The 14,092-nt window shown below is 62.5% G+C and carries 11 protein-coding genes and 1 pseudogene; 9 read left to right on the forward strand and 3 right to left on the reverse strand.

Annotated elements, in window-relative coordinates; translation table 11 throughout:
- Together NKH28_RS11630 and NKH28_RS11635 are read right to left on the reverse strand one after the other, a co-directional pair.
- Positions 1 to 1,215: a glycosyltransferase family protein gene (locus NKH28_RS11630; protein ID WP_352450264.1), complete on the reverse strand. Its 1,215-nt coding sequence runs from the start codon at positions 1,213 to 1,215 to the stop codon at positions 1 to 3.
- 490 nt (positions 1,216 to 1,705) lie between these two features.
- Positions 1,706 to 2,012 (reverse strand): annotated as a pseudogene (locus tag NKH28_RS11635) (ferritin-like domain-containing protein); the annotation flags it as partial.
- Positions 2,013 to 2,398: 386 nt separating this feature from the next.
- On the opposite strand from NKH28_RS11635, the gene NKH28_RS11640 reads away from it, so the two are divergent.
- Together NKH28_RS11640 and NKH28_RS11645 are read left to right on the forward strand one after the other, a co-directional pair.
- A complete protein-coding gene (locus NKH28_RS11640) occupies positions 2,399 to 2,737 on the forward strand; it encodes a hypothetical protein (protein WP_023675950.1) in 339 nt (112 codons plus the stop codon).
- Between the two features lie 188 nt (positions 2,738 to 2,925).
- On the forward strand, positions 2,926 to 4,164 hold the full coding sequence (locus tag NKH28_RS11645) for a M24 family metallopeptidase (RefSeq protein WP_352978921.1): 1,239 nt from the start codon (positions 2,926 to 2,928) through the stop codon (positions 4,162 to 4,164).
- A 9-nt stretch (positions 4,165 to 4,173) separates the two neighbouring features.
- Here the strand turns inward: NKH28_RS11645 and NKH28_RS11650 are convergent, their stop codons facing one another.
- Complete coding sequence (locus NKH28_RS11650; protein ID WP_352541929.1) at positions 4,174 to 5,046, reverse strand: helix-turn-helix domain-containing protein; 873 nt, start codon at positions 5,044 to 5,046, stop codon at positions 4,174 to 4,176.
- Between the two features lie 106 nt (positions 5,047 to 5,152).
- Between NKH28_RS11650 and NKH28_RS11655 the strand changes: the two genes are divergently transcribed.
- The 7 genes from NKH28_RS11655 to NKH28_RS11685 form a co-directional block, all read left to right on the forward strand.
- Positions 5,153 to 6,424 (forward strand): extracellular solute-binding protein, encoded by a 1,272-nt coding sequence (locus NKH28_RS11655; RefSeq protein ID WP_023675947.1) that lies wholly within the window; start codon positions 5,153 to 5,155, stop codon positions 6,422 to 6,424.
- 205 nt (positions 6,425 to 6,629) lie between these two features.
- Entirely contained in the window at positions 6,630 to 7,490 is an 861-nt protein-coding gene (locus NKH28_RS11660) for a carbohydrate ABC transporter permease (RefSeq protein WP_254817930.1), read from the forward strand.
- Complete coding sequence (locus NKH28_RS11665) at positions 7,487 to 8,338, forward strand: carbohydrate ABC transporter permease (RefSeq protein ID WP_023675945.1); 852 nt, start codon at positions 7,487 to 7,489, stop codon at positions 8,336 to 8,338. Before NKH28_RS11660 ends, NKH28_RS11665 begins: the two co-directional genes overlap by 4 nt.
- 8 nt (positions 8,339 to 8,346) lie before the next feature.
- Positions 8,347 to 9,444 carry an ABC transporter ATP-binding protein gene (locus NKH28_RS11670; protein WP_352470902.1) on the forward strand — a complete coding sequence of 366 codons (1,098 nt, stop codon included), beginning with the start codon at positions 8,347 to 8,349 and terminating at the stop codon, positions 9,442 to 9,444.
- 56 nt (positions 9,445 to 9,500) lie between these two features.
- Positions 9,501 to 11,534, forward strand: a complete 2,034-nt coding sequence (locus NKH28_RS11675; protein WP_352978923.1) for an aldo/keto reductase — start codon at positions 9,501 to 9,503, stop codon at positions 11,532 to 11,534.
- A gap of 139 nt (positions 11,535 to 11,673) precedes the next feature.
- Positions 11,674 to 13,455 carry an NAD(P)-binding domain-containing protein gene (locus tag NKH28_RS11680; protein WP_352978925.1) on the forward strand — a complete coding sequence of 594 codons (1,782 nt, stop codon included), beginning with the start codon at positions 11,674 to 11,676 and terminating at the stop codon, positions 13,453 to 13,455.
- A 216-nt stretch (positions 13,456 to 13,671) separates the two neighbouring features.
- A partial coding sequence (locus NKH28_RS11685; RefSeq protein WP_352978927.1) for an ISAs1 family transposase occupies positions 13,672 to 14,092 on the forward strand: 421 nt, incomplete at its 3' end.

Below are 14,092 nucleotides of genomic sequence, written 5' to 3' on the forward strand. Positions count from 1 at the left end.
TCAGGTCATTCCTTCAATGACCGAAAGGTGATGGCCGGCCCGCCGGTCGAGCAGTTCCGCGACGATTTCGGAAATATGAGGCAGCCCTTCCAGCGTCAGATGCGGATTGCTCTGCGATGGGCGGGGCCGGTCCGGCAGCACCTTCAGTGCATCGGCAAACCGCCGGGAATCCTCGGCTTCTTCCGGCAAAAGCATCTCGATAAGGCCGAGTTCGGCTGCGCGCCGTGCGCGGATCAGTTGTTCCCGGCGGGGCTCGACGCGCGGCACGATCAGCGCCGGCTTGTCGAAAGACAGTATCTCGCAATAGGTGTTGTAGCCGCCCATCGCCACTACCGCCTTGGCGCCGGCAATCAGGTCTTCCATGCGGTTGTCGAACTCGATGATCTTGATGTAGGGGATCTTGGACCCCTTCTTGAGCAGCTTGTTGCGTTTGCGCGCCGGCATGTAAGGCCCAAGCACGATCAGGGCTCTATGCTGCAATTGCGGATCCTGCTGATAGGCATCGATGACGTCGTGGATCAGATCGGCGCCGTCACCGCCGCCACCGGTAGTAACGAGGATATAGTCGCCCTCGGGCCGGTGGCCGGGCAACTCGTTCCGCTGCAGGCTCCGTTGCAGGAACCCGACGAACCTCATCTTTGCCCTGACAGCCGGGGGCACATCCAAGCCCGTCAACGGATCGTAGAAATCCGGCGGACCATAGGCCCAGACCTTGTCATAGAAGACGCCTATCTTGCGCATCACGTCTCTGCGTGCCCACTCTGCTTCGAGCAGATGCGGCGCATCCATCACCTCGCGCAGGCCAAGCACCAGCGTGGTGCCCCGCGTCTTGAGGTAGGACAGCGTGTCCTCAATCTCACCGCGCAGGCCGAGCGGTTCCTTGTCGACGATGAAGATATCGGGCCGGAAGGTCTCAGCTGTATGGCGGATGATCGACTGGCGCATCCTTAGCGTCTCATGCAGATCGATGTCCTTTTCCAGCGAGGTGTATTCGCCGTTGCGCAGCTTGATGACGCTGGGGATCTTCACGAAGTCGACACGGGCGCGGTAATCGAAGGCGCCAGCGATAGTCGCACCCGAAATGATGAGCACCTGAAGTCCGCGGAAATCCTCGACCAGCGAATGCGCGATAGTCCGGCAGCGCTGCAAATGGCCGAGCCCGAACGTGTCGTGGCTGTACATGAGAATTCGAGCGTTTTCTGCGTGCTGGGTCATTGTTGAACGTCTCTTAGAATTCTCGCCTTGAGGACCGTGAGCGACCCGCAGGATTCGAAACCATCCTCGCGGGTCTACCGACCTGTTCTGAAACATGAGGGCGCAATTTTCAATTCGTATTACAAAGAGGGTCCATATGCTGAAACCAGGAAGCTACGTCTGCTCAGCGGCCTGCTTGCCACGTGGTCCAGAAGAACCTGCATCATTTCACTGGTATTGACCATCTCGGATTCTCGGCGGCCTTGACCGCTGCGAAAAACGTGGAAACTCCAGAATGGAATAAGGTATGGGCTGGGTACTTCACTCCGAGCGTCTAAGCCAAGCTCCTAAACCATGATGTGCCTTGGCGGTGGGAAGCAGGAGCGTTGACGGAGTAGGGGACACGTTCGAACCGCCTAGATCTTGACTTCTCAGACCAGAATCTGGGGGTCAGGAGTTCGACTCTTTTCGGGCGAGCCAATTGAACTCACTAGCTTTTTGGACGCCATGGGCGCATGAACTCGCCGATTGCAGGCTTGTCAAAGCTGACCTGTTTGCCGCCAACGACAGCGCCGGCCTTCGGGCCGGCATCCGAGTCTTCGATCCCTTTTCCGGTTGTACCGCGCAGGTAATATTCGGCTTCCATATATATTCGAGAGTGAGGGCGAACCGGAAAAAATGTCTTCGTCTTTGACCTCATCCTGCGCATAGGCGCGGGAAACCGGGGCAAGCCCGGTGGCCGAAGCGAGCGTTGCTCCCAGGCCAAACTGCAATTCGCGGCGGCGCGAAACACGAAATGCAGGCGTGACGCGGATCATGGCTTCCTCCCAAAAGCCCGCCGGCATCAAACATTTTGGCACCTCAAAAGCACGCCTGCGCTCCCAACTTCACGAAATGTGGAATGTTCCTCAGTCACCGATAGCCGAGCAGCTAGGTTTCCTCGACCCTAGCCTCATGTCAGCCGACGCACACTGCGCTGTAGCGGCGCCGGATCTGCCGGTAGCAAAAATCCCGCCGCTGCGGTCGTCCGAAGTACGCTGTCGATAAAATCCAGGACTTTTGCGTATCGATTTCGGACCAAGGTCCGTCTTGTAGAATACTGTATTTGAACAAAGCTAGGTAACAGCCGACTTTCGGATTCGAAAGTCCTGACGTTTTTCATCTGGAACCCATCCTGGCGGGAGGGCGACTCGAAGGAGGAACTATGAAAACGCGCACCTGTCTATTCGCGACTGTAGCCGCTCTCACCCTTGTCGCATCTCCGGTACTCGCTGCTCCCGGGGGCAATGGCAATGGCAACGGCAATGGCGGCAGCAACGGTAACGGCGGAAACTCGGCCGGGGCCGGCTCGCAGGGACACGGAGCCGCCACTTCCGCCGCGGCCAAGGACAAGTCGACGACCGGCGTTGCTCATGCAATGGCGGTCGTTGCCACGACACCGGCCTCACCGCAGGCTACGCTGGCCTTGCAGGCAGCGCTGGATAGAAAGGCCGCGAAAGACGCGGCAGACACTGCCGACGACACCTCTGACGAAACCGAGTAAGCATTCGAAACAGACCACTTGTCGCGTTGAAAGCCGTGGTTCGCCGCGGCTTTTTTCGTTTCCAGACGACGAACTCTCAAGGTGAACAGCGCTTCCAGAAAAAAGCTGCTCCACGGCGGCACTGAAGCTACGCTAAGGTCAAACGCCGCCGCATCGGCGTCGGATTCGAGTGCATTCGAGGAGATCCTATGACCGGCTTTGTCGACCGCGAGCGCGCAACTGACCTGATGCAGCGCGCCGGCATCGAGGCGCTGGTGCTTTGCGAGCCCGAGGCGTTCCAATATGCCACCGGTGCCTGGATCGGCCCGGCCGGCCTGCTCCGGCGGGCCGGCGCCGGTTTCGTCGTTATTCCCAAGCGAGGCGACCTGCCGATCGGCGTCGTGGTGGCGGATTTCCAGGCTGCCCAGCTCCGGGCGGCGATGGCCGGCGCCGTGCTGCGCACGCATGCGATCTGGATCGAATCGGCGTCGCTCGAGCCGGCGACGGCCGACCGGCCTGTTGCGCAGCGCATCGAGGCCGGCTTGGTTGGCCGCGCCCCCGGTTTTTCACGTCCGGCGACCTTCGAGCTTGCCCGCTCCGTCCGCGAGCTGAAAACGATCCTCGCAGAATTCGGGCTGGAGCGTGCGACGCTCGGCATCGAGCTGGATTTCGTCTCGGCCAGCGATTTTTCCGCGATGCAGGCGATATTGCCGGGCACTGCCCTGGTCAACGGCTCGCCGGTTCTCGACAGGCTGCGGGCAATCAAATCGCAGAGCGAGATCGACCTTCTGCAGCAGGGCATCGCCCTGTCGGAAGCCGGCCTGTCGCGGCTGCAGCAGCATGCGACGACCGGCATGCGTCAGTCTGAGCTGGTCGCGCTTTACCGGCAAGGCGTCGCGGATGCAGCCGCCGGGTCGTCGCAGCAAATCTCGACGGCGGAATACGTCACGCTGGGCGCTCGCCCAAAAGGCGCCGACGCCGTCGCCGCCGCCCGCGATCCGCTGAAGGCCGACATGGTGTGCAGCGTGAACGGCTATGCCTCGGATATGTCGCGGAATTTCACCTTCGGGCCGCCGTCGCCCGAACAGGCCGAATTGCATGCGATAGCCGAACGCGCCTTCGCCGACGGGCTTGCCGCGCTTATGCCCGGAAAGCCGTTAGCCGCCGTGCATCGCGCCGCCAGCGAAAGCCTGGCGCGCCAGGGCCTGCGTTCCTATCGCCGCGGCCATTTCGGCCACGGCGTCGGCCATTCCGTGTTTTCCGAGCAATGGCCGTTCATCTCGGCCGACAGCAATGTCGTGATCGAGGCCGGCATGGTGCTGGCATTCGAGATCCCGCTCTACATCGACGGTCTCGCCAGCTTCAATCTCGAGGACCAGTTCCTGATCACCGCCAACGGGCCGTCGCCGATGAACCGCCTGCCGAGGCGCCTGGATATTATCGCTTGAATCCAGCCGTTATCTGGCGCCGGCCACGCCCCTGCGGAAATCCGACGGCGACATGCCGGAAAGCTTGCGGAACGACTTGTTGAAGGCACTGAGCGAGCCGAAGCCCGATTCCATGGCGACGCGCAGCACATTGGCATCCTGATGCATCAGCAGCGCCTGCGCGTAGCTGAGGCGCAGCAAGTTCACATATTCATTGAGCGTCATGCCGGTCGATTTCTTGAATATGCTCATGGCGTATTTGGGATGGATATCGGCCGCCGCGGCGATGTCGACGCAATCGATCTCGTAGAGGAAATTCTCGGCGATGAAGTCGCACATGCGCCCGACATTGCGCAGCGATTGCTGATCGAAGGGACTGCCTATCTCCTGTTCGACCGGGGTTTCGGGCACCAGCCGGTAAGGCTCGAAGCGCACCCGCTCCAGCCGCAGCAAAAGCTCGTTGACGGCATGCTCGGCCTTGACCGGGTCGCCGGAGCGGGCATAGCGATTCCAGCGCTCGAAATTGTGGTCGTCCGACCGGTCGGTGGCGTCGGTCACCAGCGTCGCGCCGGTCATCAGCCTGTTGCGGACATCGACGGGCAAATGCAGCCGGAAGAAATGCACCAGCGGCAAATGCGCGCCGGCATAGATGGCATCATCGGACGCTTCGTCCATCTGGTGCGGCAGGCCGCCCCAGAACAGGCACATGTCACCCGCAGAAAGTGAAAGCCCGTGCCCATCCATGCGGTAATGCACGGCGCCACGCACGATGAAATTCACCTCGACCTGGGCGTGCCAATGCGGCTTTAGCATCACCAGGGGCTGGGTGTGGAACATCTGCAGCAGCAGCGGCAGGCCCTCCACGCTGCTGGCGCCAGGCTGGTAAAACGGCCTTTCCGGCATCTTACTTTCCGCTCATTTCTTATTCCCTTTGTCGCGGACAAGGCTTTCCCGAGGCCTAGTCTAGCCACGCTCGCAAACAGAGAGCAACTGAAATGGGAGGATTTCAATGCGCATAAAATTGACCTGCGCCGCGCTCGCGCTTGCCTTGGGCTCCAGCCCGGCCTTTGCGCAGTCCGGTGAAATCACGATCTGGAGCTGGAATATCGCCGCTTCGTCGCTGAAGGCCACCATAGCGGGCTTCAACAAGCAGTATCCCGACATCAAGGTGACGGTCGAGGACCTTGGCAACCAGCCGACCTACGACAAATCAATCGCCGGCTGTGCCGCCGGCGGCGAGGGGCTGCCTGACATCGTTACGATCGAGAACGGCGAAGCCGAAAACTACTGGAGCCAGTTCCCGGATTGCTTCGTCGACCTGCATACGCTCGGCTACACCGCGGAAGACCAGGCAAAATTCCCCGACTTCAAGCGTACCGAGCTCGAGGTTGACGACAAGGCCTATGCGATGCCCTGGGATTCCGGTCCAGTGGCGATGTTCTACCGCCGCGACTTCTACGAGAAGGCTGGCGTCGATCCGTCCTCGATCAAGACCTGGGACGACTTCATCGCCGCCGCCAAGAAAATCCAGGCCGCCAATCCCGGCGTCACGATGACCAACGCCGATTTCAACGGCGATTCCGAATTCTTCCGCATGATCTCCAACGAGCAGGGTTGCGCCTACTTCTCCGCCGACGGGCAATCGATCACGGTCAACCAGCCCAAATGCGTCGATGCCATGACCAAGATCAAGGAGATGAAGGATGCCGGCATCATTTCCTCTGCCGACTGGAGCACCAAGATCACCAACAACACCGCCGGCAAGGTCGCCACGCAGATGTATGGCGGCTGGTATGAAGGCACCGTGCGCACCGAATCGCCCGATGGGGCAGGCAAATGGGGCGTCTATCTGATGCCGAGCCTGACCGCCGACGGTCCGCGCGCCGCCAATCTCGGCGGCTCCTCGCTCGCCATCACCTCGGTGTCGAAGAACAAGGAAGCCGCCTACGCCTATCTGAAATACACGCTTGCGACGAATGAGGGCCAGATCACCATGCTGAAAGGCTTCGGCCTGGTGCCGTCGCTGATCTCGGCGCTCAACGACCCTTATGTCTCCGAAGGCCTGCCCTATTGGGGTGGCCAAGCCGTGTGGAAGGACATCCTCGGCACCTTGCCCAAGGTCGTCCCCAGCCGCGGCACGCCGTTCCAGAGCGACGCCGAAATCATCATCCGCGCGGTGCAGACCAAATATCTGGCCGGCGGCTATCCCGACGCCAAGGCAGCGCTCGACGATGCCGCAAGCCAGATCGCCGCGGCGACCGGCCTGCCGGTCAAGTCGTGATCTAGACGAGGCGGCTCCGAGCGCGCGGCTCCCCTTCTCCCCTTGTGGGAGAAGGTATCGCCGAAGGCGACGGATGAGGGGTGCTCCAGCTTGGCGCCGGCGGCACTCCGGCCATCACCCCTCAACCGTCTCTGCGCTACGCGCCGATCCACCTTCTCCCACAAGGGGAGAAGGCAAGAACTTGAAAGCAGAAAGGAGGAAAACGATGCGCTACCAGAACGCCACGGCGTATCGCTTTCTCGCGCCGTATCTGCTGATTTTTTCGATCTTCTGGCTGTGGCCGATCATCGATTCCTTCCTGATCTCGTTCCAGGCGACGCGCACCGTGCCGTGGCGCTTCGCGCCGACCTTCAACTGGGGCCGGCTGATCGGCGATCCGGCCTTCTTCAATGCCTTGAAGAACACATTGCTGATCCTTGTCATCCAGGTCCCGGTGATGATTTCGCTGGCGATTGTGATGGCGGTGCTTTTGAATTCGCCACTGCTCAAGGCCCGTGGCCTGTTCCGCTTTGCCTTCTTCGCGCCGGTCGTGGTCGGCGAGGTCGCCTATTCGGCGGTTTTCCGGCTGATGTTCAATCTCGACTACGGCATCATCAACAAATTGCTGAACAGCATCGGCCTGCCCAGTGTCGACTGGTTTACCAATGTCACCCCGGCGATGGCGGTGATCATGATGGCGGTGACGTGGCGCTGGGCCGGCTACAACGCCATCATCCTGCTCGCCGGCCTGCAGTCGATTCCCGAGGATGTCTACGAGGCGGCGACCCTGGACCGGGTCAGCAAGGTCAAACAGTTCTTCTACATCACGCTGCCGCTGCTCAAGCCGATCATCGTGTTCTGCGCCGTGCTGTCGATCATTGGCACCATGCAGCTGTTCACCGAGCCCTTCCTGATCACCGAGCGCGGCGGGCCGGGCGGCGGCACCGAAACGCTCGGGCTGCTGCTTTACCGCCAGGGCTTCCGGTCGCTCAATTTCGGCTACGCTTCGGCCGTCGCCTACACCATGGCCGGGCTGGCGATTGCCATTTCGCTGGTGCAGATATGGCTGACGAGGGAACCGAAATGACCTCGCACTCAAGAGTCAGCCGCTCCCAGGCCAGATTGGGACGCAGCATCGCGCTGCATCTGTTCCTGACGCCGCTGGCACTGGTCTGGCTGTTTCCGCTGTGGATGATGGTGGTTTTTTCGACGATGCCCGACAACGGCATCTTCAGCCCCGATATCGAGCTTTTGCCGCATGGCAATTTCCTCGACAATGTCAGCAATCTGCAGCGCGGCACCAATTTCATCGGCGCCATCGGCATCTCCGTCTCGGTGGCGGTGACCTATACCTTCCTGTCGGTGATGCTGACCTCGATGGCCGGCTGGGCGCTGGCGCGTTACAACTTCTTCGGCAAGGGCATGGTCGTCGCCATCATCTTCGGCACCATCACGCTGCCCTATGCGGTCGTGCTGATCCCGCAATTCATCATGGTGGCGCGCGACTTCAAGCTCGCCAACACCTGGGTGGCGCTGATCGTGCCGCCGCTGTTCAATTCGCTGGGCGTGCTCTTCATGCGGCAGAGTTTTTCGATGATGCCGCACGAGCTGTTCGACGCCGCCAAGGTCGAGGGCGTCAAGGAATGGCGGATATTCCTGTTCGTCGCACTGCCTCTGGCGCGGCCGATGCTGGCGGCGCTCGCCATCATCCTCTTCCTTGCCTCCTGGAACAACTATCTCTGGCCGCTGCTGATCAATTCCAAGCCGGGCGCGATGACCGCGCCCGTGGCGCTCGGCACGCTGATCGGTCTCACCAAGGTGTCCTGGGGCGGCATCATGGCGGGCGCGGTGATGCTGACGGCGCCAATGCTCGTCGTGTTCGTGCTTCTGCAGCGCCATTTCGTTGCCGGCATCGCCGCCGGCGCCATCAAGTAAGGATCAGCATGGCGGCAGTCACACTCAAAAACGTCATCAAGCGCTTCGGCGTCTTCGAGATCGTCCACGGTGCCAATATCGACATCGATGACGGCGAATTCGTCGTCTTCGTCGGCCCTTCCGGCTGCGGCAAGTCCACGCTGCTTCGGATGATCGCCGGGCTCGAGGACATCAGCGACGGCGAGATCGCCATTGGCGGCAAGGTGGTGAACGACGTCGAGGCGGCCGATCGCGGCATCGCCATGGTGTTCCAGTCCTACGCGCTCTATCCGCACATGACGGTCGAGCAGAATCTGAGCTTCGGCCTGAGAATGACCGGCAACCCCAAGGGAGATACCGAGCGGCGGGTGAAGCGGGCTTCCGAAATCCTGCGCATCGCCGAGCTGATGAAGCGGCGGCCGCGGCAATTGTCGGGCGGCCAGCGCCAGCGCGTCGCCATCGGCCGCGCCATCGTGCGTGAGCCGCAAGTGTTCCTGTTCGACGAACCGCTCAGCAATCTCGATGCCGAGCTCCGGGTGCAGATGCGCGTCGAGATATCGCGCCTTCATAAGGAGCTCGGCGTTACCATGGTCTATGTGACGCACGACCAGACCGAGGCAATGACGCTGGCCGACAGGATCGTCGTGCTCAACGCCGGCAATATCGAGCAGATCGGCGCGCCGCTCGATCTCTACGACGACCCCGCCAACCGCTTCGTTGCCGGCTTCGTCGGCTCGCCGAAAATGAACTTCCTGGCGGCAAAAATGGTCGGGGCCGACAACGGTGCGGCGGTCGTCGAACTGGTCAATCATCGCGGCGCGCGACTGCGCAAGCCGCTTTCGGATGCCTTGCCTGCAACAGGCGGCGATGTTGTGCTTGGCGTGCGGCCGGAGCATTTCTTCGACGCCGGCCAGGGCGATTGCGACCTTACCCTCAAGGCCGACGTCGCCGAGCACTTGGGATCGGTGAGCTATGTCTATGCCAATTCCGGTACCGGGGGCGGACGCGAGGAACTGATCATCGAGCGCGAGGCCTCGCGGCATCGCGCGAACGGCGACGACCTGGTGGTGTCGATCAAAGCCGACCGCTCGCTTCTCTTCGACGCCACCGGCGCACGCATTCGCTAACCCATCTTTCTTTTGTCCGATCGCGATTGCTCGCGGCCACCCCACGGAGATTTGACATGACGTCCAAACCAGAAAAAGTTCGCTGGGGCATTCTCGGGCCCGGCAACATCGCCAAGGCTTTTGCCGGGGGCGTCGCCCATTCGCGCACCGGCACATTGGTCGCCTTAGGGGCGCGCAATCCCGGCAAGGCGGGGCTCACCGAGGCTTTCCCCGGCGCCCGCATCCTGGACGGCTACGAGGCTTTGGTTGGCGATCCGGATGTCGACGCGATCTATATTTCGACGCCGCATCCGAGCCATGCCGAATGGGCGATCAAGGCGGCCGAGGCCGGAAAGCACGTGCTTTGCGAAAAGCCGCTTGGCCTGACCGCATTCGAAGCCGACGCCATGATCCATGCCGCGCGCAAGGCCGGCACCTTTCTCGGCGAAGCCTTCATGTACCGGCTGCATCCGCAGACGGCCAGGCTGGTCGAGCTGATCAGGGCCGGCGCGATCGGCGACATCAAGATGATCAAATCCAGCTTCGGCTTCGCCATGCCGGGCTTCATGCCGGAGCACCGGCTTTACGCCAAGGATCTCGCCGGCGGCGGCATTCTCGATGTCGGCGGTTATCCCGTCTCGATGGCGCGGCTGATTGCCGGCGCAGCAGTGGGAAAGCCCTTCGCCGAGCCGGACAAAGTCGTCGGCGCTGCGCATCTCGGCCAATCCGGCGTCGACGAATGGGCGTCGGCGCTGTTGCATTTTCCGGGCGGCATCGTCGCGGAAGTGTCCTGCAGCATCTCGCTCGCTCAGGACAATGTCTTGCGTATTGTCGGCAGCAAAGGCCGCATCGAGGTGGCGGATTTCTGGTATGCCGGCGGCCAGCAAGGCGGCACCGGCGAAATCCGCATCATCCGTCCGGGTGACACCGAGGTGGTCGAGGTCACGGAGGACGGCTGGCTGTACGCATTTGAGGTCGACGCCGCCGGCGAGGCCATTCTCGGCGGAAAGCAGGAGTTCGCCTGGCCCGGCATGGGCTGGGCCGACAGTCTCGGCAATCTGCGCGTGCTCGACAAATGGCGGGCCGCAATCGGGCTCGAATACGACATCGAGAAACCGGCAAAGCGCGTCAACACGATCTCCGGACGGAAGCTGCGCTCCGGCGGAACCGCCATCCCCAAGCGCAGCATTCCGGGCCTGCCGCGGCCGGCCTCGCGCCTGGCGCTCGGCTTCGAGGATTTCCGCACCTTTTCGTCGGGCGCCATCCTGCTCGATGCCTATTTCGAGGCCGGCGGCAATCTGTTCGACACCGCCTTCGTCTACGGTTCCGGCTATACCGAGACGCTGCTCGGCCAGTGGCTGAAGAACCGCGGCGTGCGCGAGCAGTCGGTGGTCATCGGCAAGGGCGCGCACTCGCCGCTCTGCTATCCCGACGTCATCGGCAAACAGCTTACCCAGTCGCTCGAACGGCTGCAGACCGACCATATCGACGTCTATTTCATGCACCGCGACAATCCGGATGTGCCGGTCGACGAGTTCGTCGATGCGATGGACCGCGAGGTCAAGGCCGGCCGCATTCGCGGTCCGTTCGGCGGCTCGAACTGGACGATGGAACGCATGGATGAGGCGATTGCCTATGCCGAGCGCACCGGCAAGCAGAAGCCCGGTGCGCTTTCCAACAATTTCTCGCTGGCCGAAATGCTGGAGCCGATCTGGGCAGGCTGCGTCACCTCCTCCAGCGACGAATGGAAGGCCTGGCTCGCCGCCCGGCAGATGCCGAATTTCGCCTGGTCGAGCCAGGGCCGCGGCTTCTTCACCGACCGCGCCGGCCGCGACCGGCGCGACAATGAGGAGCTGGTCCGGGTCTGGTATTCGGAGAGGAATTTCGGCCGTCGCGACCGCGCCATCGAGCTCGCCAGACGGCTGGGCAAAAGCCCGATCCACGTCGCGCTCGCCTATGTCCTGGCGCAGCCCTTTCCGTCCGTCCCGCTGATCGGGCCGCGCACGCTCGACGAATTGGAAGACAGCCTCCAGGCGCTCGACATTTCACTTTCGCCGGACGATCTTGCATGGCTGGATAGCGGTTCGGATCAGGCCCGCGCGCGGGCCTGACGGCAGCGGCGATCGCTTCGGCCTACGTTGGCCCCTTAGCTTCCGGACTGTTTGCGCTGCCCTCACCCTCTCCCGCAAAGAACCCGGAAACGGTAAGAATGAGGGCAGCGCAAACGTCACTGGAAGTTAGGGAAGACAGATGCTCGACATCGCACCGACGAAACAGGCGGCCACCTGGCTCGATTCCTTTGCCCGGGCGCTCGAGGCCGGCGACGTCGAGGCCGCAACCAATTTGTTCGTCGAGGACTGCTACTGGCGCGATCTGCTGACCTTCACCTGGAACATCAAGACGATGGAAGGCCGCGCCGCGATCCGCGACATGCTGGCGGCGACGCTGGCAATGACTAGGCCTGCCCAGTGGCAGCTCAGCGGCGAAGCGACTTCGGACGAGGGCACGATCGAGGCCTGGTTTTCTTTCGAGACGTCATCGGCGTGGGGCCATGGCATCATGCGCCTCAGGGACGGCAAATGCCGGACGCTGTTTACCGCGATGAGCGATCTCAAGGGGTTGGAGGAGCGCAAGGGCCCGGCGCGGCCGCTGGGCGTCCGCCACAAGGCGGATCCGGAACGCGAGACCTGGCTGGAGGCGAGGCGCCGCGAGGCGCGTGATCTCGGCGTTAGCCAGCAGCCCTACTGCCTGGTTATCGGCGGCGGCCACGGCGGCATCATGCTGGGGGCGCGGCTCAGGCAATTGGGCGTGCCGGCCATCGTCATTGAGAAGAATGCGCAGGCCGGCGATTCCTGGCGCAATCGCTATCACTCGCTCGTGCTGCACGACCCGGTCTGGTACGACCATCTGCCCTACATCCCGTTTCCCGAGAACTGGCCGGTGTTCACGCCCAAGGACAAGATGGGCGACTGGCTGGAAATGTATACGCGCGTCATGGAGCTCAACTACTGGACCTCCACGACATGCGTCAGCGCGTCCTACGACGACGCCGAAAAAATCTGGACGGTCGAGCTCGATCGCGCCGGCGAGCGCATCACGCTGAAGCCCAGGCACATCGTCTTTGCAACCGGTGCTTATGGCCCGCCCAGGCGCATCGACCTGCCGGGCGCCGAGGTCTTCGACGGCGAAATCTTGCATTCCAGCCAGTATTCCAGCGGCGAGAAATTCCGCGGCAAAAAGGTCGCCGTCATCGGCGCGGCAAGTTCCGGCCATGACGTCAGCGTCGACCTCTGGGAGAGCGGCGCTGAGGTGACCATGGTCCAGCGCTCGCCGACGACGGTGGTCAAGTCGGACACGCTGATGGAGATCGGTTTCGAGATCTTTTCGGAAAAGGCGCTGGCCCGCGGCATCACCACCGAGAAGGCCGACATGATCGTCGCCTCGACGCCGTTCGCGCTGCTGCCGCAAGGCCAGCGCGCGCTTTACGACATCATCAAGGCGCGCGACGCGGCCTTCTACGATCGCTTGCGCGGCGCCGGCTTCGCCATCGATTTCGGCGACGACGAGACCGGGCTCCTGATGAAGGCCTACCGCACCGGCTCGGGCTTCTACATCGATGTCGGCGCTTGCGACCTGATCATCGATGGCGAGATCGGCATCCGCAGCGGCGTCGGGATCAAGTCGCTGACGCCGACAGGCATCCTCTTCGACGACGGCACCGAACTGGCGGCCGACGCAATCATCGCCTGCACCGGCTATCTCTCGATGAACGAAACCGTGGCGGCGATCGTCTCGCGCGAAGTCGCCGACAAGGTCGGCCCGTGCTGGGGGATTGGCTCGGGCGTGAAAGGCGACCCGGGTCCGTGGCAAGGCGAATTGCGCAACATGTGGAAGCCGACGGCACAGGAAGCGCTGTGGTTCCACGGCGGCAATCTGGCGCTGTCGCGCTTCTATTCGAAGTACGTCGCGCTGCAGATCAAGGCGAGGATGGAAGGCATTGCGACGCCGGTTTATGGAGCGGCGGGGCGGTGAAGCTGTGATCTCCCCCCTTGAGGAGGAGATGGCCGGCAGGCCAGAGGGGGTCGCCGCGCGTCGAGCGCCAGCCTCCATCCGTTGCAGGAAGACGAGCCCGGTCGAACCGACCCCCTCTGTCGCCTTCGGCGACATCTCCCCCTCAAGGGCAGGGGAATCGCATATGGCGATTTTGGGGTTGAGTTTAGGCTGAGAAAGGATTCTTTGGAGAGGCAGTTGAGCGAAGGAGCGACTGCCATTTCCTGCCTTGAGAGCTACTTTGGCGCGGTGCCTGATCCACGCGCGCCCAACGCCACGCACCGGCTTGGCGACCTGATCGTGATGATGATCGCAGCAAGCCTGTGCGGCGCCAGCAATGCGACGGAATTTGCCCTGTTCGCGCAGGAGCGCAAGCAGGCGCTGTCGCGGCTGATCGACTATGACGCAGCTCCCAGCCACGACACCTTCTCGCGGCTGCTGCGTCTGCTCGACCCGGAGGCCTTTGGTCGCGCCTTTGCTGCCTTTGCCGCAGCTTTCGCCCGAGCCAGCCGAGAAACGCCCGAGGTGGTGTCGCTTGACGGCAAGGCTTTGCGGCGAGCCTACGAGAAGGGCTTGGCAGCCAGTCCGCCGTTGACGGTGTCGGCCTTCGCCGCCGAGA

Origin of the sequence: Mesorhizobium sp. M1227 (genome assembly GCF_040318315.1) — a bacterium.
In the GTDB taxonomy this organism is placed as follows: domain Bacteria; phylum Pseudomonadota; class Alphaproteobacteria; order Rhizobiales; family Rhizobiaceae; genus Mesorhizobium.